Annotated in this window: 21 protein-coding genes; 10 read left to right on the forward strand and 11 right to left on the reverse strand. The window is 37.5% G+C overall.

Annotated elements, in window-relative coordinates; translation table 11 throughout:
• Positions 1 to 303: 303 nt before the first annotated feature.
• The 7 genes from dprA to OQ267_RS10515 form a co-directional block, all read right to left on the reverse strand.
• On the reverse strand, positions 304 to 1,398 hold the full coding sequence (gene dprA, locus OQ267_RS10485; RefSeq protein ID WP_265835844.1) for a DNA-processing protein DprA: 1,095 nt from the start codon (positions 1,396 to 1,398) through the stop codon (positions 304 to 306).
• 57 nt (positions 1,399 to 1,455) lie between these two features.
• The gene (locus OQ267_RS10490) at positions 1,456 to 1,722 is read right to left on the reverse strand and encodes a hypothetical protein (RefSeq protein ID WP_088300738.1); all 267 of its coding nucleotides are present in this window, start codon (positions 1,720 to 1,722) and stop codon (positions 1,456 to 1,458) included.
• A 132-nt stretch (positions 1,723 to 1,854) separates the two neighbouring features.
• A complete protein-coding gene (locus OQ267_RS10495; RefSeq protein ID WP_265835845.1) occupies positions 1,855 to 3,363 on the reverse strand; it encodes a S41 family peptidase in 1,509 nt (502 codons plus the stop codon).
• 2 nt (positions 3,364 to 3,365) lie between these two features.
• Positions 3,366 to 3,977: an HAD hydrolase-like protein gene (locus OQ267_RS10500; protein ID WP_265835846.1), complete on the reverse strand. Its 612-nt coding sequence runs from the start codon at positions 3,975 to 3,977 to the stop codon at positions 3,366 to 3,368.
• 2 nt (positions 3,978 to 3,979) lie between these two features.
• Positions 3,980 to 4,459 (reverse strand): hypothetical protein, encoded by a 480-nt coding sequence (locus OQ267_RS10505; protein ID WP_265835847.1) that lies wholly within the window; start codon positions 4,457 to 4,459, stop codon positions 3,980 to 3,982.
• Between the two features lie 112 nt (positions 4,460 to 4,571).
• Entirely contained in the window at positions 4,572 to 5,222 is a 651-nt protein-coding gene (locus tag OQ267_RS10510) for an ABC transporter ATP-binding protein (RefSeq protein ID WP_088301333.1), read from the reverse strand.
• 346 nt (positions 5,223 to 5,568) lie between these two features.
• The gene (locus OQ267_RS10515) at positions 5,569 to 5,784 is read right to left on the reverse strand and encodes a hypothetical protein (RefSeq protein WP_265835848.1); all 216 of its coding nucleotides are present in this window, start codon (positions 5,782 to 5,784) and stop codon (positions 5,569 to 5,571) included.
• A 36-nt stretch (positions 5,785 to 5,820) separates the two neighbouring features.
• Here OQ267_RS10515 and OQ267_RS10520 point away from each other — a divergent pair, with 36 nt between their 5' ends.
• From OQ267_RS10520 to OQ267_RS10550, 7 genes are all read left to right on the forward strand, one after another.
• Positions 5,821 to 6,456: a hypothetical protein gene (locus tag OQ267_RS10520; protein ID WP_265835849.1), complete on the forward strand. Its 636-nt coding sequence runs from the start codon at positions 5,821 to 5,823 to the stop codon at positions 6,454 to 6,456.
• 1 nt (position 6,457) lies between these two features.
• Positions 6,458 to 6,754 (forward strand): winged helix-turn-helix domain-containing protein, encoded by a 297-nt coding sequence (locus OQ267_RS10525; RefSeq protein WP_265835850.1) that lies wholly within the window; start codon positions 6,458 to 6,460, stop codon positions 6,752 to 6,754.
• Between the two features lie 58 nt (positions 6,755 to 6,812).
• Complete coding sequence (locus tag OQ267_RS10530; protein ID WP_265835851.1) at positions 6,813 to 7,097, forward strand: hypothetical protein; 285 nt, start codon at positions 6,813 to 6,815, stop codon at positions 7,095 to 7,097.
• A gap of 22 nt (positions 7,098 to 7,119) precedes the next feature.
• The gene (locus tag OQ267_RS10535) at positions 7,120 to 8,691 is read left to right on the forward strand and encodes a DUF4173 domain-containing protein (RefSeq protein ID WP_265835852.1); all 1,572 of its coding nucleotides are present in this window, start codon (positions 7,120 to 7,122) and stop codon (positions 8,689 to 8,691) included.
• A 45-nt stretch (positions 8,692 to 8,736) separates the two neighbouring features.
• A complete protein-coding gene (locus OQ267_RS10540) occupies positions 8,737 to 9,045 on the forward strand; it encodes a hypothetical protein (RefSeq protein WP_265835853.1) in 309 nt (102 codons plus the stop codon).
• A 247-nt stretch (positions 9,046 to 9,292) separates the two neighbouring features.
• Positions 9,293 to 10,492: an ADP-forming succinate--CoA ligase subunit beta gene (gene sucC, locus OQ267_RS10545; RefSeq protein WP_088300752.1), complete on the forward strand. Its 1,200-nt coding sequence runs from the start codon at positions 9,293 to 9,295 to the stop codon at positions 10,490 to 10,492.
• A gap of 380 nt (positions 10,493 to 10,872) precedes the next feature.
• Positions 10,873 to 11,553: an outer membrane beta-barrel protein gene (locus OQ267_RS10550; protein ID WP_265817201.1), complete on the forward strand. Its 681-nt coding sequence runs from the start codon at positions 10,873 to 10,875 to the stop codon at positions 11,551 to 11,553.
• Between the two features lie 129 nt (positions 11,554 to 11,682).
• On the opposite strand, the gene OQ267_RS10555 is transcribed toward OQ267_RS10550, so the two are convergent.
• Entirely contained in the window at positions 11,683 to 12,885 is a 1,203-nt protein-coding gene (locus tag OQ267_RS10555) for an MFS transporter (protein WP_265835854.1), read from the reverse strand.
• Positions 12,886 to 12,989: 104 nt separating this feature from the next.
• Between OQ267_RS10555 and OQ267_RS10560 the strand changes: the two genes are divergently transcribed.
• Both OQ267_RS10560 and OQ267_RS10565 read left to right on the forward strand, forming a co-directional pair.
• A complete protein-coding gene (locus OQ267_RS10560) occupies positions 12,990 to 13,547 on the forward strand; it encodes an NADPH-dependent FMN reductase (RefSeq protein WP_265835855.1) in 558 nt (185 codons plus the stop codon).
• A 314-nt stretch (positions 13,548 to 13,861) separates the two neighbouring features.
• Positions 13,862 to 14,464, forward strand: coding sequence for an outer membrane beta-barrel protein (locus OQ267_RS10565; protein WP_265835856.1), 603 nt, complete (start codon positions 13,862 to 13,864; stop codon positions 14,462 to 14,464).
• A gap of 73 nt (positions 14,465 to 14,537) precedes the next feature.
• On the opposite strand, the gene OQ267_RS10570 is transcribed toward OQ267_RS10565, so the two are convergent.
• Positions 14,538 to 16,196: a M28 family metallopeptidase gene (locus tag OQ267_RS10570; protein WP_265835857.1), complete on the reverse strand. Its 1,659-nt coding sequence runs from the start codon at positions 16,194 to 16,196 to the stop codon at positions 14,538 to 14,540.
• Positions 16,197 to 16,261: 65 nt separating this feature from the next.
• Entirely contained in the window at positions 16,262 to 19,087 is a 2,826-nt protein-coding gene (locus tag OQ267_RS10575) for a S8/S53 family peptidase (RefSeq protein WP_265835858.1), read from the reverse strand.
• 122 nt (positions 19,088 to 19,209) lie between these two features.
• Here OQ267_RS10575 and OQ267_RS10580 point away from each other — a divergent pair, with 122 nt between their 5' ends.
• Positions 19,210 to 20,043 carry a M57 family metalloprotease gene (locus OQ267_RS10580; protein ID WP_265835859.1) on the forward strand — a complete coding sequence of 278 codons (834 nt, stop codon included), beginning with the start codon at positions 19,210 to 19,212 and terminating at the stop codon, positions 20,041 to 20,043.
• Positions 20,044 to 20,139: 96 nt separating this feature from the next.
• Here OQ267_RS10580 and OQ267_RS10585 read toward each other — a convergent pair whose 3' ends face one another.
• Positions 20,140 to 20,562 carry a PepSY-like domain-containing protein gene (locus OQ267_RS10585; protein WP_265835860.1) on the reverse strand — a complete coding sequence of 141 codons (423 nt, stop codon included), beginning with the start codon at positions 20,560 to 20,562 and terminating at the stop codon, positions 20,140 to 20,142.
• Between the last annotated feature and the right edge of the window lie 18 nt (positions 20,563 to 20,580).

The raw sequence follows: 20,580 nt of genomic DNA on the forward strand, positions 1-20,580 counted from the left end.
AGGATTTTACCATATATATTTTATTTGAAACATAATTTTAAAAATAATGAATAAATAGAATTAAATTCTAAAAACTACAATTTACATGGGCTTTATAGATTGAATATTGGGTAAAATACAATTGCAACTTTTATTTGCTATAGATTATATGTGTTTGTTTTAGTCCACCGGTAAATTTTATAACATCGTCTGACAGTTATGGTTCTGCGTTAATCATCTGAGTTTGCGTGAGTTTATATAAATTATCAGATAATATTTTTTGAACGTGAATTTTCGATGATCACCGTTCGAAAACATTAAAAATTATGCCAACTTATAAACCTTCCCGGGTAATGAAATGATAATTCCCTGCATTTCCAGCGTGAGCATTACAATCGCGAGCTTGCTCTGCTGAAGGTTGGTAACAATTGAAATTTCGTCAATTGCCATCTGACCATTTTGCAGCAGATCAACCACTTTCTGCTCATTTGCCGTAAGGTTAATTTGCAAAGTAGTCTGGGCATTTTTTTTCTTTTCCTTTACCTCATTATCCCAGCCCAGGTAATAGATTAAATCATTTGCACTATTAATCAATCCGGCGCGGTTAGTTTTGATCAGGAAGTTACATCCTTCTGAAAAAACATCATTTGTTCGTCCGGGAAAGGCATAAACATCCTTATTATAAGAGTTTGCAATTTCAGCAGTTATCAAAGCGCCGCCTTTAATGGATGCTTCAACCACAATGGTTGCATCAGCAATACCGGCAATAATCCGGTTACGCTGCGGAAAATTGGGCCGATCCGGATTGGTTAATGTTGGAAATTCTGAAAGCAAACCACCATTCAAAACCATTTTCTGCGCAATGCTTTTATGTATCTGCGGATAAAGTCTGTCAAGGCCATGCCCCAGCACCCCTATGGTTGCCATTTTATTGGAAATACATTCTTTATGTGCCGTTACATCAATACCATAAGCCAATCCACTCACAATTAGAACCTGATAAGGAGCCAGCACTTCACAAAGCTGCCTGCATAAAGCCTTTCCGTAGTCGGTGGCATTTCTCGCGCCTACTATGCTGATAATACGTGGATGATTAAGATCTGCCTTGCCTTTAAAGTAAATCAGGATGGGAGCATCGAAACAGTTTTTTAATCTTCCGGGATAATTTTCATCCGTAAAAAATAAAACTTCTACGCCATGACGCTCCACAAACAGTAGTTCCTGCTCAGCTCTTTTCAGGGCATCAGTATTTAAGATTGCATCAACAGTTTTCTCTCCAATCCCAGGTATCTGAAGCAGCTGTTTCCGGCTTGCTGAAAATACGGCCTCAGCACTGCCACAATAGGCCAGTAGGTTTTTAGCCATTACCGGACCTATAGATTTGATAAAAGTTAAGGCGATTTTATGAATCGTACTCATTTCATTTCAGGTTAAGGTAAATAAATGCGGGATGATTTATTGGCCTTAAGATTTAACCTAAAATTCGATATCAATCAGGCTTTTGAGTGGAATGTGAATATTATTTTTAAGTTGAATATATTTTTCTGTTACAGACCAGACAGTGGTATCTACCCTTTTTGGCCCTATTGTCGTGTTAAATGTAATGATCGCTTTTGATTTAAATTCATTCCCCAACCGCTGAGCTTCATTAAGTCTTGTTTTCAGGGTTGTGGTTTGATCTTCTTTTGCTTCGATAATGTTTAAATAACCTATATGTTCTTTCGCTATAATCTCTATTGACATAATTGCTGCTAACTAATAATATTAAACAAGCTTATTAAATTTTAGCAGAAAAAACAAGCCTAAAAGTGCATTTAATATCATATTTAAGAAAATCCGGAAATTATTCTCAGCCAGCTATTCTTATTTTGATATTTATTTCAACGTCAACTTTCTGGTTTCCACCATACCTTTAAACTCATGGTTTAACTGCTCATTGTTATGATCAATCGATGTCCTGGAAACACCAGATGTACTACTCAATGTATTTTCTTTTAAGATTGAAGTAAAACTTCCTGTAGCTGAATAATTAAGGGCCTGTGCCAGTAAACTTTCTGATGCATCACCAAAATCCTTTGTTAAATCATCAGCAATGTCCTTATCTACAACCATTCCATCGAAATAATCGCCAAAGTCTGCCTGATTTTTAGTCTGGAACTGCGGAATGTACAAATCATTTTTATCTATGCGAAGTGAAAAGAACCCTACAGGCTTGCCATAGGTTTTACGGCCAATTAACTTTACATCCATTACAGGTTTCAAATTATTAATTAATAATTCACTGGCAGAGGCTGTTCCACCGGTGACCAGAAAATATACCCTGGAGATACCATTAAGCGTTCCGCGCTTTTTGAAAAACTCCTGATTGCCCGAAGCTGCAATAGGCTTATAATCATAATCAAACATGGAATACAAACGTTTTACACCATCTGAAGTCGTTTGATAAAACTTTTGATTCTGAAGAATGGTTGCCTCTTTATCCTGCATGGTTTTGGTCCAATATGTAGTGTACATGATTTTTCCATTTTGTGCAGACGGAGCAATTAAATTGGTAAATGCTTCAGAGGTAGACACAGATCCGCCACCATTATAGCGCAAATCAACAACCAGTTCATTAATTCCATCCGTAGCGAATTTACTGAACACCGCATCAAGCAAAGGAACGGAGTTTGTGGTAAAACTATTAAACACCACATAGCCTATCTTTTTTGCACCAACGGTATAAGTATTGCTAAACAATATGGGGTTGATGTTGTAAGAACCCCGGTTAATAACCAGATTTTGAACCGTTTGGTCTGCCTTTGTGATGGTTAGAGAAACCGATGCATTATCACCGAAAACGCCATCATTAATATTATCAATATCAGATTGGCTTGTTCTTAAAGTAGTTCGACCATTCACTTTTGTAACGACATCGCCTCTTTTTAAGCCTGCAACTGCTGCCGGAGAGGTTGCATAAACATATTTTACCCGTAAAATGTTGGCTCCGTCATAATTCACAGAAAATCCGTAATCGCCGCTCACTCCGCCCAATTCTCCGGCAACTGTACCATCATCAATAAAAGAATATTTATCCTTTCCACCTGTGCTGGGTAAGGCCTTCAAGGCTGCTAAAACCTGCTCATTGCTGCTGTACTTTCTAGGATTGAACCCATCATAAGAGGGCATCCCGATGTTCCAGAAATAGGTTTGCTTCGCATATAAAAAAATTGAATCTTTTGTTAACGCCTCCCGGTTGGTTGTCGGCGTCTGGAGGGTATTGGCTTCTTTGGTTTGACCTGGAGATTCATCTGCAGGGTTATTTTTTTTACAAGAGGTGATTAACCCGAAGGACATCATCAGAAAACACAAAATATTTTTTTGCGAATAAACTTTTTTCAGCATACTTATTTGAAAATTTCAAGTGACCTAATATACGGCAAATTAACAATTTTAGATTGTTGCGCATCAAAATTATTTGCACCGATAATTAACGCATCATCAGCTAATAAATTATTGTCGTTTAGGATGTTCTGAAAAATTTCTGATTTCTGCTGTTTCAATTCATCAGTAAAATAAACGGTAAGGTATTGCTCCAGTCCGTTCCATTCGATTTGCTTAATTTTATTCAGTTGCTGCTCTGGATCGCCGGCTGTAACAATAAAGATTTTTTTCCTGTTTACCACCAGTTCCTGCATCAAATCTAATATCGTTTGATATAATAATAATTTTAAAGGTAATCGGGCATTTTGGTGCAACAGCTCAAAATTGTACTTGTATTTTGAATCAAGTCCAAATTGATTGGCTGTTTTATCAAAAAGGTCTTTCACGCCATTTTGTTCAAATTCTCCTCGTAAAAAGGCTAAAGTGGCCCCTGCATCCTTTTGCTCGGTATATTCTATAAATTGAGCAAACAAATAATAAACCTGCAACAGGTAATCTTTTTCCGGAAACAAAACATCATCCAATTCAAAAATGACTGCTTGTTTGTTTTTTAAAATTGCTGCGATATCCATCATTGCTAAACCGTAAAAAGTTTTAATTCATCATCCGGAGCGTTGTAGCCAAACACACCATTCAATTCATCTTCACGACGGATAAAAATTTCTCCCCCGCTTGAAAAAACACATTCACCATGAATAAATACGGCAAAGTTATTAAAGGTGTTTTTTTCGGCAGATCGGAACAAATCGATCAGCTCCGGTTGTGGTGTTAAAACCTGAATGCCATATTCGCCAAATAACACCGCAGATTTGGCCAGTGGCTCCACCTCATAATCATGCAACGGAATAATACTATCAATTGATTCTGTAATGCAAAAATTAAGTAAGAGATGTGCAATACTTTCCCGATTAAGTAAGCCCAGCGTGGTAAAAGCATAATTTTCGGTGATGACACCCGGTACATCGCCATAATCGGCCAGTAATACAAAATGATTTGGGAAGGCTTTTAAAAGCTTTAATGCTTTTGCACTGTTTCCGCCTGTGATCAGTATTTTCAAAATTTATAAATAAGATTGAATAAGTGAGTGAGTGAAAAAATGATTGAATGAATGAATGATAGAATTGTAAAAAATTGAATTTACTTCTTTGTAATCTACAATTGAATTTGTCTTATACAATTAATCCATCTTTCATGGTTACCACACGATCGCTGGTTTTAGCCAAATGTTCGTTATGGGTAACAATGACAAAAGTCTGCTGAAAATTATCTCTCAAACTCACAAAGAGCTGATGCAAGGCTGATGCATTTTCAGAATCCAGGTTCCCGGACGGCTCATCAGCCAGAATAATAGATGGATTGTTAATCAAAGCCCGTGCAATTGCAATACGCTGTTGCTCACCACCTGATAATTGATTAGGCTTGTGATTGGCCCTATCTTTAAGACCAAATAAATCTAACAGTTCCAATGCCCTGGTTTCTGCCTGTTTTTTATTGGTTTTGGCAATAAATGCCGGAATACAAATATTCTCAATGGCGCTAAACTCTGGTAACAGGTGATGAAATTGAAACACAAAACCAATATTCTGGTTTCTAAAAGTGCTCAATAAATCGCCATGAAGTTTGCTGATAATCGATCCTTTTAATTCTACATCACCCTCATCTGGTTTATCCAAAGTGCCCAGAATGTGCAGTAAAGTACTTTTCCCTGCACCAGATGGCCCTATGATACTCACGATCTCTCCTTTTTGCACTTCAAAATTTACCCCTTTAAGGATTTGAAGATTCCCATACGATTTTTTTACTCCGGTGGCTTTTAGCATGCCGTAAAAATAGTTAAAAGTTGCAAGTTTTTGGAAAAGTTTACGCGGAAAGGTTAAAGCGGTGGGCGGTAAGCGGGAAGTGTGTGGCGGAGAGCAAAAAACTAATCAGTGTAATCCTTTCATCTGTGTAATCATCCCAAAGGTAAGAGCGGAAAGCGTGTGGCGGTGAGCGATGAGCATGGAAATAATCCTTTCATCTGTGTAATCATCCCGAAGGTAAGAGCGGAAAACGTGTGGCGGTGAGCGATGAGCATAGAAATAATCACAGTAATCTTTTCATCTGTGTAATCATCCCGAAGGTAAGAGCGGAAAGCGTGTATTGGTAAGCGATGAGCATGGAAAATAATCACAATAATCCTTCCATCTGTGTAATCATCCCGAAGGTAAGAGCGGAAAGCGTGTGGCGGTGAGCGATGAGCATGGAAATAATCACAGTAATCCTTTCATCTGAGTAATCACCCCGAAGGTAAGAGCGGAAAACGTGTGGTGGTAAGCGTATGGCGGTGAGTAGCGGCAAAAAATGATAGGTATAATCAAACCAAAATAAATTTGCAGTTATCATTTTATTACTTAACTTTGAAAAACAAAGCACTTTCAAATGAGTAATCAAGAAGAACAATTAAATGCCCTTAAGGATATCAGACAAATGATGGACAGGTCGTCACGTTTCATTTCTTTAAGTGGTTTATCTGGTGTTTTTGCCGGTGGAATAGCTTTAATCGGTGCTTATTTCGCACATGAGGAAATTGAAAAATTCTTTGCAAAGCGAGGTTACAGTTATGGTGTGGAAGGCGAAATGGACCTTGAGTTTAATTTAATCAAACTTGGCTTAATCGTACTATTTGTGGCATTGGCTGGCGGTATTTTATTTACTTATAGAAAAAGCCAGCAAAATAACCTACCCATCTGGGATAAAACATCTAAAGCTTTATTATTTAATTTGATGACTCCCCTGGTTGCCGGTGGTTTATTTATTATCGGTTTACTGATTAATCATCCGGATACCTACAGCATTATTGCCCCAACTTGTTTAATCTTTTATGGTCTTGCACTCATTAATGCAAGCAAATACACCCTTAGCGACATCCGGTATTTAGGCTATCTTGAAGTGATACTGGGTTTAATCTGCATGTTTTATATTGGATACGGATTGTGGTTCTGGGCATTTGGCTTTGGTGTGCTCCATATTATTTATGGCTTGGTGATGTATTTTAAATACGAAAGAGGCGCTTAAGATGAAAAATCCGATAGCAGATTTAAATAAAATTTTCGACAGCAGGATCAGGCTGGGTGTAATGTCTATACTTGTGGTAAACAATGAAATTGGCTTTAACGACCTGAAACAAATGCTTGAACTTACTGATGGCAATTTAGCTTCACATTTAAATACGCTGGAGCAGGCAGAATTTATCAAGGTACATAAAGGTTTCATCGGCAGAAAAACCAGTACTACCTACTCTATTACAACTTTGGGCACGCAAGCCTTTAAAACACATTTGGATGCACTTGAAAAAATAATCAAAAAGCTATAAACTATTTTTTTTGATCAATCACTTTGAAACACAAAGCACTTTTAAAAAACAAAATGATATGGAACCACAGATTATACCGATTGGAAAAAAGGTCGCCCTTTACTCAGCCGTGATTGGAACATTACTTCTCGTCTCTTACCTCATCAGCAAGGATAATTTATTAATCAAAATAGGTTTTACTTATATTCTATTTGCTATTCTGGTAAATATTTTCATTCTACTGGTATTATTTATAGCCCTTTTTTTACATGCGGCACACTGGAAAAATATTGTGGCAACCATCATTTGTGTTTTGCTCAATATTCCGCTAACAATCTTCTACCTGACCATTATAGCACATTAAAATCACCTGTTAACATTCAATTATGAAAAATAAATCCAACCTCTTGCTCCTTGCCGCCTTATTTGGCGGCCTGCTGTTTAACTTTTTATTCTGGAAAGAAAGACTGGCCCTTAATTTATTCATCTACAGTATTTATATTTTAGCGGTCACCTACTTTAATCCTGACGTAACCAAAAGCACAAAATTTAAAATTTATGGCTTAACACATCTTTTGTCTGCTATTTTGGTAGTGATTAACAATACAGATTTATCTATCGCAACTTATTACATCAGCTTATTGGTATTTATTGGCTTCAGTCACAACCAACAAATCAGAACCGTATTTGCGGCAGGGTTGGCAGCTATTCTTCAAATGATCACAACTCCTTACAATGCCATTAATAACCTGAGTAAAATAAGTATTGGCAATTTTAAACTGAAACCTGTTTTTAGATTAATCAAGTATATTATCATACCAACGATTGTAGTGATCTTTTTTACTTGTTTATATGCTGCCGCTAACGAATTATTTGCACACTATGTAAATACCATTTTAAGCAGCATTTTTAATTTCTTTGAAAGTATTCTTCAATTCTTTTTTGAAGACCTGGATATAGAGCGCTTCTTTTATTTCTGCTTCGGATTATTACTGACTGGTGGTTTATTGTTACCGTTTTTTAATAAAGGCCTGGAAAACGCAGAATTAAAGGCCCCTGAACAATTAAAAAGAACCAGAAGAGAATCGACCCAAAAGACACTATGGTACCAGGTTATGGAAACGTTTTCCGGCAATTTGTTATCACGCAAAATGGCACTTAAAACCGAATATATTACTGGCGTAATTATGTTTGCAGCACTTAATATTTTATTGTTTTTACTCAACACTATTGATATCAGCACCCTTTGGTTTGGCTATAAACCAGCAGGGAATTTCTCGAGTTTACTTCATGAAGGCACCAATTCTTTGATTTTCAGCATTGTGATGGCCATGGCTGTGATCGCTTATTTCTTCCGGGGAAATTTAAATTTTTACCGTAAAAGCAAAATCCTTAAGTCCCTGGCCTATGCCTGGATGTTTCAAAATGTAATCCTTATTATTTCAGTCTTCATCAGAGATGGATATTACATTGAGTTTTATGGCCTCACACACAAAAGAATTGGCGTTTTAGTATTTGCGCTGCTCTGCATTATCGGTCTGTGCACAGTTTACCTAAAGGTAGCCCGGCAGAAAACTTTATTTTACCTCCTCAGAATTAACGGCAGCGTATGGTTTTTCTTGCTTCTGGCCTTTAGTGTAATAAACTGGGATGTTGCCATTGCAAAATACAACCTGGCACAAAGTGATAACATTTCTCTTGATGCAGATTATCTCCTTTCCCTTTCTGATAAAACCTTGCCTGTTTTGGATAAAAACAGATCGAAACTGCACTACTCGCCATCGAAAGTGTATGATGAAAGGGAAATTGCCCAACCTCAAACTGCAGATGACTACAGGAACCAACTGGATGAACGAATTGGCTATTTTAAGACACGTTATGGGGAGGAAGGCTGGCTGTCATGGAATTTGCAGGATTGGAAAGTAGCCAACTACTTTGGAATAAGGCATTCCAATTAAACCACAGTAGCATTCATAATTATAAAACATTAAATTTAATACATCATGACAACTCAACAAACACTCCGATCAGCAAAAATAAGAATAAGGATTATTTTTATTATCACTGGTTTAATTTTAAGTATTCCATTGGTAGCCATGCAGTTTACTAAAGAGGTAAACTGGACAGTTTCAGACTTCATAATCGCAGCAGGATTACTGTTGGGCACAGGCTTAGCAATAGAACTGGTGATCAGGTATGTTAAAACCAATCTTCCAAAAACCATATTATTAGTGGTTATACTCTTGCTTTTGTTTCTCACATGGGTAGAATTAGCCGTAGGAATTTTCGGAACACCTTTTGCCGGAAGTTAGTTAGCCAGACTGCTGCTAATTTAAAACCTACAATGTTTACACAAAAAAATGAAGATGGAAAGAACTACTTTCTAGGATTCACATAAAACCTTCATTTTCTTTAAAAAATCAGTAAATTCTATTTGTTTAAAGGCTTTAGAATTGTAGCTTTGGGCAAATTTTGTAGCAAATGAACCCGATACTATTAAAATAATTATTTTAATAGTAATAGGCTCCATCTGACAGATAAAGACAAAAATATAAACAGATGAATATTCACGAATACCAGGGTAAACAAATATTAAAAAGTTTCGGTGTTAACGTTCAAGAAGGAATTGTTGCCGATACTCCGGAGCAAGCTGTTGAAGCGGCCAAGCAATTGAAGATCGATTACAACTCTGATTGGGTGGTAATTAAGGCGCAAATCCACGCTGGTGGTCGCGGTAAAGGTGGCGGTGTTAAATTAGCTAAAAACCTTGATGAAGTTAAACAACGTGCTACCGATATTATTGGTATGCAATTGGTTACCCCTCAAACCGGACCAGAAGGTAAATTGGTGAGTAAGATTTTGGTTGCTCAGGATGTTTATTATCCGGGTGCTTCAGAAACTAAAGAATTCTATATCTCTGTATTGTTAGATCGTGCGGCCGGCCGTAACATCATCATGTACAGTACTGAAGGTGGTATGGATATTGAAGAAGTTGCTGAACATACACCACACTTAATCTTCAAAGAAGAAATAGATCCTAAAGTTGGTTTACAAGGTTTTCAGGCACGTAAAATTGCTTTTAACTTAGGTGTTAGCGGTGCTGCTTTTAAGGAGATGGTTAAATTTGTAACCGCTTTATATAAAGCTTATGAAGCAACTGATTCTTCGATGTTCGAAATTAATCCGGTATTAAAAACTTCTGATGATAAAGTAATTGCTGTTGATGCTAAAGTTAATTTAGATGAAAACGCATTATTCCGCCATGCGGATTATGCAGCAATGCGTGATGTAACTGAAGAAGATCCGATGGAAGTGGAAGCCAGTGCTTCTAACCTGAACTTTGTTAACCTTGACGGTAACGTTGGCTGTATGGTAAATGGTGCTGGTTTGGCTATGGCCACTATGGATATTATTAAATTGGCCGGTGGTGAGCCTGCTAACTTCCTAGATGTTGGTGGAACTGCAAACGCACAAACCGTTAAAGCTGCTTTTAACATCATCTTGAAGGACCCTAACGTTAAAGCCATCCTGATTAACATTTTTGGAGGTATCGTTCGTTGTGACCGTGTTGCGCAAGGTGTGATTGATGCTTATCAGGAAATCGGAAATATTCCTGTGCCAATTATCTGTCGCTTACAAGGTACAAATGCAGAAGAAGCTAAAAAATTAATTGACGAGTCTGGCTTACAGGTTTACTCAGCAATTGCATTGAAAGAAGCTGCAGATTTAGTGACCAAAGTATTGGCTGAAAAAGCATAATTAAAAGTAAAGTTAAAAGCTAAATGACGAAAGCAAAAAGCTAGGTTATATTTAGCATCATTATATTAGACAGCCTGTTCATCAATGATGAACAGGCTGTTTCGTTTTATATCTAATAATTTTTTGGCTGGTGAGACACCAACCAATGGATGATCTCTTAACCTACTGGTGGTGCCTTACCCAATAGACTAAGTTTGCTCGGTCAATTTATTATATTTTTAATTTGATTTTTCTCTTATGATTTTTATTTGGTGAGATACTTGTTTGATAGGTACAAAGTATCATACCTATAGGTTTTAAGCATGTAAATAAAACCAGCTATTAGTGTAGTTTTTTAATTTTTTTATTGTATTTTGTAGGACACAAAAACACAAATGAAAATGAAAAAACAACTACTATCGCTGGCTATGCTATGCGCTGTTGCATTTGCCTCAAATGCACAAACAGAAAAGGGAAACAATTTAATTGGCGGAAGCATCTGGTATAGCAAGGATAAACGAACCCCGGACAATCTTACGGCCTTAAATTCACTAAATTCGACGACCTATGGCATCACTCCCCGTTTTGGCCATTTCGTAAGTAAAAATCTGGCAATAGGTTTGAGCGTTGGTTTTAACAGAAATAAAAATCTCAATGAATCAATCTTTTATACAGGTAATAATACACTAATCACCAATTCTGAAAATAAAAGCAACAACTTCAATGTCGGCCCTTTTGTAAGGTATTATATCAATATAATCGATAAATTTAAATTTTTTGGTCAGGCTAATGCATTAGTTGCTTTTGGAAAGTCTGTCTCGCAAGATGGTGGATCCCTTACGGTTATTCCGCGGAGTACCAAATACAAAACTACAGCGTATTTGGCAGCGGTTAGCCCGGGTTTTGCATTTTTCCCGACAAGGCATTGGGCATTCGAGTTATCTCTCCCTTTACTCTCCTATAACAAGTACAAGATGAAAGATGACGGAAATAATATAAATTCTCAGGCTTATAAAAATGAAAGCTTTCAGTTTGGATTCGATTCATTTAATCCCAGTATAGGATTGAATTATCACTTTTAATATAAAAAGCTCCGTCTTGCTGAAAGGTCGGAGTTTTTTACTACTCGTTAATGTCTCATCAACGAGTAGTAAAAAAGTATTATTAAAACACTTATTTCCTATTACAATACTAATTATTCCTATTTTATATTACTTTTTCTTAGTCTCAATATTCGGCAAAAAGCCGGTCAGTAAACCAATCAGCGGGAGAAAAGCACAAATACTAAATACATAGGCTATTCCTTTCGAATCTGCCAATTTACCCAATAAGGCAGAACCTATTCCACCCATCCCGAAAGCAAAGCCAAAGAATAAGCCCGCCACCAGGCCCACTTTTCCCGGAATCAATTCCTGTGCATAGACTAAAATGGCAGAAAATGCTGAAGCTAAGATCATCCCAATTGGAACGATCAACACTCCTATCCAAAACAAATTGGCATGTGGAAGTAACAGTGCAAAAGGTGCTGTCCCTAAAATGGAAGCCCATATTACATATTTCCGTCCTACCTTATCCCCTATCGGCCCACCCAGCAAAGTTCCTGCAGCTACAGAAAATAGAAACATAAACAAATATATCTGAGAGGTTTGAACAGATACCTGAAATTTATTGATCAGATAAAAAGTAAAATAATTGGTCAAACTTGCCATATAGAAATATTTCGAAAAGATTAAAAGCAATAAAATAGCAACAGAAAAAATCACTTTGTTCCGTGAGAATCGGCTCACTTCAGTTTGAATGACAACTTTCTTACTTCTGGCAATCATAAAACCTTTATACCAATTGCCTACGTAACTTAATATAACAATAGCCAAAAGTGCAATTGCCGAAAACCAGATCACACTAAACTGACCATACGGCACGATGATCCATGCAGCCAGCAGTGGGCCAAAAGAACTACCGGCATTTCCTCCCAATTGAAAAACAGATTGTGCTAAACCTCTTTTCCCTCCCGACGCTGCATGCGCCATTCGGGAAGCCTCTGGGTGAAATATGGACGAGCCAATACCAATAAAGGCAACAGAAATGAGCATGGTATAAAAATGAGCTGATTGAGAAAGTGTAATCAATCCAATCAGCGTGAAACCCATCCCCACGGCTAAAGAATAAGGCTGAGGCTTTTTATCGGTATACAAGCCCACAAAAGGTTGCAGCAATGATGCCGCCATTTGAAAGGTTAGCGTTATTAATCCAATCTGAGAGAAGCTTAAACGATAACTTGTTTTGATAACGGGATAAATCGCAGGAATTAAGGATTGAATGGTGTCGTTTAACAAATGAGAAAAACTCAGGGCAAACAAAATAGGGAAAACAGTTTTTTCTATAAGAGGAGAAACGCTATTATTTTCTGACATATATATTTAATAAATGAATTGCAACAACTATTATTAATCTTTAATCATAGTGTAGCTACATAATAAAGAAAAAAACTTTTATACGCAACCTCCGTTTAATAAATATGGAAAAAAATAAAAAAATAATCGGCCTGTGCGGAAGCCTTCGAAAAGGTTCCTTTAACCACATGTTGTTAAAAGTAGCGGGTGGCTTGTTACCTGAAGGTGTTGACTTTGAAATTGTAAAATATGATGATATCCCTGTTTACAATGAAGATCATGATACACCGAAAGCAAATGAACGACCGTCAAGCGTAACTAAATTCAGGGAATTGCTCGGTACTGCTGATGCATTTATCATCGCATCGCCAGAATATAATTATTCTATTCCTGGCGGATTGAAAAATGCCATTGACTGGGCCAGTCGTGGAAAGGATAGTCCGCTGATGCATAAACCTGTTGCCGTTATGGGGGCTACACAAGGTCTTTGGGGTACAGTAAGAATGCAGGCTGCATTTCTTCCGGTATTTACCTTTTTGAATATGAATCCGGTTTTACAGCCAGAAGTATTAATTGCCCAGGCTCAAAATAAATTTGATGAAGCTGGAAACTTAAACGATGACATGGCATTAGACTTAATTAAAAAGAAACTAGCACATCTGGTTTCCGCCAGCAAAGTATAATAATAACGCCGACATTCCTAAAAGTGCTGACATAATAACAGTTAAAAAAGCTGACATTTATGCCAAAAAAGTCAGATTGTCAACTTTTTTAAAGCTAAAAATCAATCAATTGATTAATTTTTAGTCACACAAAAATAATAATGATTTAACCCCTATTTTATATATCGTTATCAATTAAGCAGTTAATATAAAACTGATTTTTTGATGACGATATGATATTTTATTGGCATCGATATTGACTTTTAACCAAATATAGTCAGAAATTAAAAAAGTAAAATTGACTATATTTTTAATAACAAATAAATAATAAAACGATGAAAAAATTATTATTATCATTAGTTGCAGTTGCAGGTTTAGTTTATGGTGCAAATGCACAAACTGAAAAAGGAAAAGTGATGTTGGGCGGAAGTGTAGGTTTCAATTCTACAAAAGTAGAAGGCGCTGCAAAATCTGATGTGAGCTTTAACATTGTACCAAATGTTGGTTATTTCGTAAGTGATAACTTTGCTATTGGTACAGGTGTTGGTTATACATCCGATAAAGAAGTAAGCAGAAACAATATCAATCAGGCATTTAAAGTAGCACCCTTCGGTCGTTACTATGTTAATTTATCAGATCAGTTTAAATTCTTCGGTCAGTTATCTGTACCAATGGCATTTGGAAACAACAAATTTGTAGATAACAATGGTGATACCGGAGCTAAAATTGGAAAAACGACAGAAATTGGTGTTAACCTTGCACCAGGTTTTGCTTTCTTCCCAACCAAAAGAATTGGTATCGAAGTTTCTGTTAACGGTTTAGGCTACACTAACCTGAAAGTTAAAAATGAAGTTACAGGCAATGAAATCACAACTAATTCTTTTGGCTTAGAGGCAAGTACCTTAGCACCAAAATTAGGCGTACAATTTCACTTTTAGTATTTTTACTTAACACTAAAATAATTAACTTTTTTTATAGCGCATCCAGATTTAAAGTCGGGATGCGCTTTTTTTATTTCTTTTCTCTTATGGCTTTAAATTCTGAACCTGCTTTCCATTTTGGATAAACGTCTTCATTGCTCAGGCGATAACCTAAATCAAAAACCAATCTTACATCTTCCACAATTCCGGATAAATCCCAGGTTTTTGCATCGAAATTATCCTGAGGAGAATGATATCTGAACTTGGTAAAGTCTGCTACCTGTTTTAAGCCCCATTCTCTTCCATTTTTCATATTATCTACACCAGAACCCGTAAATAGAGATGGTACCCCCACTTTAGCCAGGTTAAAATGATCAGATCGGTAATACAATCCTGAAGATGGAACGGGATCAGGAACGACTACCCTACCCTGCTTTTTCGCTGAAGTTACGGCATAATCTTCCAGTTCTGACTGACCAAAACCATAAACCACAATATCTTTCGTTTTGCCAGCAATGCCCATCATATCCATATTAATATTCGCCACTGTTTTAGCCAATGGGAAAACCGGATGTTTGGCATAGTACTCAGATCCCAAAAGTCCCTGTTCTTCAGCAGTATAAGAAATAAATAAAATGCTTCGTCCTGGTTTATTTGGCAACTTTTTAAATGCTGTTGCCAGTTCTAATAAAGAAGCAACTCCTGTGGCATTATCTACCGCACCGTTGTAAATGGAGTCGCCCTTTACCTTTTCACCAATACCTAAATGATCCCAATGGGCAGAATATATAATGGCCTCATCCTGACGCTTACCTCCAGTAACTTTTGCCAGCACATTGTAGGACACCGATTTTTTGATCTTATTTTTAACAGTCAGCGAAGTGGTTAAACCTAAATCAACAGCCTTAAAGCCTTTCTCCTTTGCCCTAGCCATTAAGTCATCACTTTGCCCTGACATTTTAAAGAGTGATTTTGCCTTGTCTAAGCTGATCCAGCCCTCAATCGCCGTTCTGTTCATGCCATTATCTGCCGATTGCAGGTTGAGCTTTGATTTAGACCATCCACTTCTTACCACACTCCAGGGGTATGCAGCAGGCTCAGTATCGTGAATGATCAGTACTCCAGCTGCACCCTGCCTGGATGCCTCTTCAAATTTATAGGTCCAACGACCGTAATAAGTCATATTTTTGCCTTTAAACAAGGTAGAATCTGCAAAACCCGGATCGTTAATCATCACCACCACAGTTTTACCTTTTACATCCAAACCTTCGTAATCATTCCAGCCATATTCTGGTGCCACGATTCCAAAGCCTGCAAATACCAAAGGAGAATTAGCGATACTTACCTTCTCTTGTAGCCTTCGCGATCCCGCAACAAAATCAGTCAGGTAATTTAAGCTTAAAGAACCAGATTTACCTTTAATCAACATCTGATCTTCCGGCACCGATTTTATCTCTACCATGGGTACTTCCTGAAAATAACTATCCCCGTTTCCAGGTTCGAGACCTAATTTTTCGAATTGAGTTTTTAAGTAGTTTATGATTTTGGTTTCACCATTGGTAAAGGGCTTCCTACCTTCTAAACTATCTGCGGCAATAACAGAAAGGTAGTGGGTCAGGCTGGAATCGTTAATCGCTTTTACGGAAAGTGAATCAGGAGAAGTGCTGCTTTTTTCGCTTCCTTGCTTGCATGATGTGAGCAAAAGAAGTGCACAACCTGATAAGAATATCGCTTTTTTTATCTTAATCATGTTTTGAAATTACAAAGAAATTAGCAAAAGCGGGGATAAAAACTTATCCTTAACTATTTAAGCATTTATCTTTTAATCAGTTTAATTTTCTTTACCTGCTCTCCATTTTTATTAATTACGCCTACATAAACGCCGGTAGCCAGTGCAGATAAATTAAAGCGGTTCGTACTTGCTGCCCTTTCTTCAAAAACTTTCTGCCCTAAAATATTAAATACTGAAAGACTATAATCTTCAAACGAGCCACTTAAAACTGTTAAGTAGTCTGTTACCGGGTTTGGATAGAAAGAAAATTCATCTTCCTTAAGAAAGGTGACAGCAACCAGATCACTAGCGACATTTCCAGCTGCTGTTTCAAAGGTTACACGGTAAAATTGTATTCCAGACTTAGGCTTATCATCAAAAACAAAGTAGTTCAAAACATTATTTCCTGGCTTTGTTTGTTGGAGAGCGGTATAAGTATTCACGCCTGTTTGTTTCTCCCAAATAATATTTTTAATACCCAGAGTGGTTCCAATACTGAGGTCAAGTCTTATTTTATTATCTGCGGTAGTGGATGCAAATAAACTTCTCACATAACAGGCTACACCTTGCTGTGTATAATCTATTGTATAACTCTTCAAACCGGTAAAACCCGATCCATTTGCTGCAACTGCAAAGTATTTACCAGGAATACTGCCCGTATTTAGCTTAACTAAAGTATCAGCAACAGTTAAAATCGGCGATAAAATATTATTGATGATACTATAAATTGTATAATCTTTGGCACCAGCTTGAGGATTCCAATTTAAAACTACCCCATCAGCGCATACATAACCTACATTTAATACTTTGGGAGAAGATATCACAAAACTTTGACTAGAAACCACCTCACTGCCTATTTCCATTTTAACGATGGCTTTCGAAAATAAATCTGGTGTGCCCCACTTATAAAATCCTTTTGCTAAATTAACGTCTGCACCTATCAATTTCCAACTCAAACCATCATCGTAACTCACCGAAAGTTTACCTGTTTTCTCAGAATAGGTATTTTCCCACCGGATATAATTATCTTCATTGGCAAAAAAGAAAACATCTTTTCCTGGTGTGATAAAAGAAAAAGTGTTTTTAAATTTATATTGATAAGCTAGGGCAAAATTTTGCTGGGCACCTTGCGTAATGCGGTCGCCTTTTACATGAATGCTGAAGTTTCCTTCCTGTGGATGATCAATACTCAGCTGCTGAATAGTATTAATCAGATCTGCTTTTCTTGTTGCAGGTAACGCAATCGAATCCAAATTAGACGCACTGCTTAATACCCAGGGAAGCGTGATTTCTCCCGAAGGACTTTCCATACTTAGATCCAAACCATTAACCAGGCTTTGTACCGCATTTACTGCTGCCGCAGGGTCATTCCAGGTGATGGTAAGTTTCACCTCAGTAACATTTGCAGGAATAGTAAGCGGAACAATTAAATCTTGCCCCCTGGCAACACTATATAATGCCGCACGATTTTCATCAATGGTTTTTAACGATTGAGCTACGTTCAATTTCCCGTAACCAAAAACATAATCAACCTGTGGCGCACCCAAATCATCAGCTGAGTTTATCAGGGCTGCCCTGATTAAGGCAGCGGAAGGTGCTTTACCAAATTTCTGATGATAAAACTGCTCCAGCAAGGCTACTGATCCACTGCTTATGGCAGCAGAACCTGAGGTACCATCCTCGCCTAATGCAACTAGCTCAGGCTTTACCCGTCCATCATACGCCGGGCCTTTACTACTTAGATTTTCAGAAACATTCTCCCGGTTAATCCCCCCGATGACCAATATATTTTTGGCCTGTTTAAAATTCCCGGTTAAATTGGCGCGGACCGTTAAGCCTTGATAAAAACCACTAGCCGGGGTTAGCGTACCACTGTTACCAGCAGAAAAAACATGCATTAAAGTATCGGTTTCAAAAACCTGCTGATCGTACGCCGCTGCTTCAATGCCATAATTATTATCGATTCCTGTCCCGTAGGAATGATTTTGCACTCGGATCTGAAGGCGACTTAGTTCAGTCAATTGATCAGGCAATAAGCGGTCAAAACTGGAAAATGCCAGTTTAGCTGCTGGTGCTGCACCAAGTCCGCGGATAAATGAATTGCCATTCCCCAGGGCAAGTGTGGCCATTGTGGTGGCATGTGTAGTTGCTGTACCTCCGGTAGCAGCTCCTGAAACTGTTTTTCCTAAAAGATCTAAATCCGTTATATCATACATGTCTTCTTTAAAAGAAATATTGATTCCGGTTCCGTTAAGACCAGGAAAAAGATCCCGGACATTGCTGATCTGATTCAGGCCCAGATCCAATCCATTAATCACCACTTCAGGCCTGGCAATTGGGATAATATCAGCATATAATATCTCGTCAAGGGCCAATACTTCAAGCAAATCATCAGGCAGAATCTTAATGGTATAAATGGCATGCTGCTGATCTACAGAAATTATACTTAACTGTTTTAATACTTCCTGAATCATACCGGTACTTTTAAGCGCAAGCCTCACGGTTATTGAATCGCCTTTTCTATTATTTTTTTGAAGAAGACTCATCAAGCCGTCGCTGGCTTTCCATAAACCATTTGCCGGCGCCTGAAAAACCACCCCTTCGGTGAAGGAGGAAATATCACTTTTGCGCACAATAAAACAATCTGCAGTGAGCTGTTTTTCTGGCCGCATTTTCTGAATCTCTCTGGCGCTTAAAGGGTGATCAAACCTGACGACCAAAGCCTCATTTACCCGAAATTCGTTCTTATTTCTATTGGAAGAAATAAATTTTTGAACTTTTTTTTCTACACCACCAGGTTGTCCATATGCATTTAAATTAAATACACAGAGAAAAAAACATATTATTAAATATACAGTATTGACTTTCAAGAAATATTTTATTGTAAAATTTTGTTTACATCATAATAGTTCCCTAAATTAGCATTTATAAGGTAATTCGCAAATTATATTAACTAACTTATCTAATAGTCCCAAATTAAAACTAAACTAAAATGAAAAGAACCAAATTTTTATCAGTTACAGCGGCATGTTTACTGCTCTCAAGTTTATATTCTTGTAAGAATAGTAATACAGAAAATGCAGTAGAAAACAAAACTGATATTTCAACCAGCACTTTAGAAAAAGTCAAATCTCTAGGATTTAGTACCGAAAACATTCGCAAAACCAGCGAAGGTTATTTAGTAGAAGGTGACATCCTTTTAACAGAAGAGAATTTAACTGAAGCATCTTCAGGCGCTAAATTGAGTATTGCTGAAACTGAGCAGTACCGAACCACCAATGTAGTAACGTCATTACCTCGCGTAATCACGGTATCAGTTACAAATTTACCTCAGGTATACAGTGATGCTGTAAATACCATGATTTCCAGATATAATTCATTAGGCTTAAGAATCACTTTCCAAAGGGCAAATGCAGGTACCACCGGAAATATTAATGTGGTTGGTTTTAATGAAGGTCCAAGTGGAGGCTTTATCACCCTGGGTTCAGCTGGTTTTCCTACCTCTTCAGGCAATCCTTATAACCAAATCAGAATGAACACCAATTCTGCTGCTTATGGTTCAAACCCAAATTTATTATACCTTGCTTCTGTGATCCAGCACGAAGTAGGTCATTGCATCGGCTTCCGTCATACCGATTATATGAACCGTGCATTTAGCTGTGGTGCAAGTGGTGCAGGAAACGAAGGTGCATCAAACGTTGGCGCGGTATTAATTCCGGGAACACCATCCAGTCCTGATGCAGCATCTTTCATGTTGGCTTGTTCAAATGGCGGTAACCGCACATTTAACTCTAATGATGTTGTTGCCTTAAACTACATTTACTAAAAAAACCATTGCGAATTACCTTATTTAGAGCTCCGGATAAATCCGGAGCTCTTTTTATTCTAGTAAAAACCTGGTGCTAAGCGATCTGTGAACGGCTTAATCAGCAAGTTCTTTAATAAATTTACCATCAGCACTGTACCAAACGTTAACATCTGGCGTACCTTCTATATCTACCTTATAGGTTATTTTACCTCCTGTGCTAATCCAATCCACATCATCTATTCTTCCCTGAGGATATTTCGCCTTAATACTTTTAGCAATGGCCGCCGGAAGCTGGTTGTTCGGAATATCTTTTTCGAATGAAATAATTTTCCCCGTAGCAGCGTATGTTGCACTGTGATCGGTTTTACCTAAATCAAAATCTACTTTATAATCTGCACCTTTCTTTTCCCAATCTACATCGGTAGCTTTTGGATATGCTTTTGCAAAAGCGGTTTTCACAGCTGCCGGAACATTTTTACTATCTATATCCTGGGCTAGACTATTGGCTATTCCTCCAACCAGAAGAAACACTGCCATTGTAATACCTTTATTATT

This window comes from Pedobacter sp. MR22-3, from assembly GCF_026240075.1.
Taxonomy (GTDB): Bacteria; Bacteroidota; Bacteroidia; order Sphingobacteriales; family Sphingobacteriaceae; genus Pedobacter.

Bases quoted from the DNA above. Each gene is read 5' to 3' on its own strand.
- dprA (WP_265835844.1), bottom strand. From the start codon at position 1,398: ATGAGTACGATTCATAAAATCGCCTTAACTTTTATCAAATCTATAGGT.
- OQ267_RS10490 (WP_088300738.1), bottom strand. From the start codon at position 1,722: ATGTCAATAGAGATTATAGCGAAAGAACATATAGGTTATTTAAACATT.
- OQ267_RS10495 (WP_265835845.1), bottom strand. From the start codon at position 3,363: ATGCTGAAAAAAGTTTATTCGCAAAAAAATATTTTGTGTTTTCTGATG.
- OQ267_RS10500 (WP_265835846.1), bottom strand. From the start codon at position 3,977: ATGATGGATATCGCAGCAATTTTAAAAAACAAACAAGCAGTCATTTTT.
- OQ267_RS10510 (WP_088301333.1), bottom strand. From the start codon at position 5,222: ATGCTAAAAGCCACCGGAGTAAAAAAATCGTATGGGAATCTTCAAATC.
- OQ267_RS10515 (WP_265835848.1), bottom strand. From the start codon at position 5,784: ATGATAACTGCAAATTTATTTTGGTTTGATTATACCTATCATTTTTTG.
- OQ267_RS10520 (WP_265835849.1), top strand. From the start codon at position 5,821: ATGAGTAATCAAGAAGAACAATTAAATGCCCTTAAGGATATCAGACAA.
- OQ267_RS10525 (WP_265835850.1), top strand. From the start codon at position 6,458: ATGAAAAATCCGATAGCAGATTTAAATAAAATTTTCGACAGCAGGATC.
- OQ267_RS10530 (WP_265835851.1), top strand. From the start codon at position 6,813: ATGGAACCACAGATTATACCGATTGGAAAAAAGGTCGCCCTTTACTCA.
- OQ267_RS10535 (WP_265835852.1), top strand. From the start codon at position 7,120: ATGAAAAATAAATCCAACCTCTTGCTCCTTGCCGCCTTATTTGGCGGC.
- OQ267_RS10540 (WP_265835853.1), top strand. From the start codon at position 8,737: ATGACAACTCAACAAACACTCCGATCAGCAAAAATAAGAATAAGGATT.
- sucC (WP_088300752.1), top strand. From the start codon at position 9,293: ATGAATATTCACGAATACCAGGGTAAACAAATATTAAAAAGTTTCGGT.
- OQ267_RS10550 (WP_265817201.1), top strand. From the start codon at position 10,873: ATGAAAAAACAACTACTATCGCTGGCTATGCTATGCGCTGTTGCATTT.
- OQ267_RS10555 (WP_265835854.1), bottom strand. From the start codon at position 12,885: ATGTCAGAAAATAATAGCGTTTCTCCTCTTATAGAAAAAACTGTTTTC.
- OQ267_RS10560 (WP_265835855.1), top strand. From the start codon at position 12,990: ATGGAAAAAAATAAAAAAATAATCGGCCTGTGCGGAAGCCTTCGAAAA.
- OQ267_RS10565 (WP_265835856.1), top strand. From the start codon at position 13,862: ATGAAAAAATTATTATTATCATTAGTTGCAGTTGCAGGTTTAGTTTAT.
- OQ267_RS10570 (WP_265835857.1), bottom strand. From the start codon at position 16,196: ATGATTAAGATAAAAAAAGCGATATTCTTATCAGGTTGTGCACTTCTT.
- OQ267_RS10580 (WP_265835859.1), top strand. From the start codon at position 19,210: ATGAAAAGAACCAAATTTTTATCAGTTACAGCGGCATGTTTACTGCTC.
- OQ267_RS10585 (WP_265835860.1), bottom strand. From the start codon at position 20,562: ATGGCAGTGTTTCTTCTGGTTGGAGGAATAGCCAATAGTCTAGCCCAG.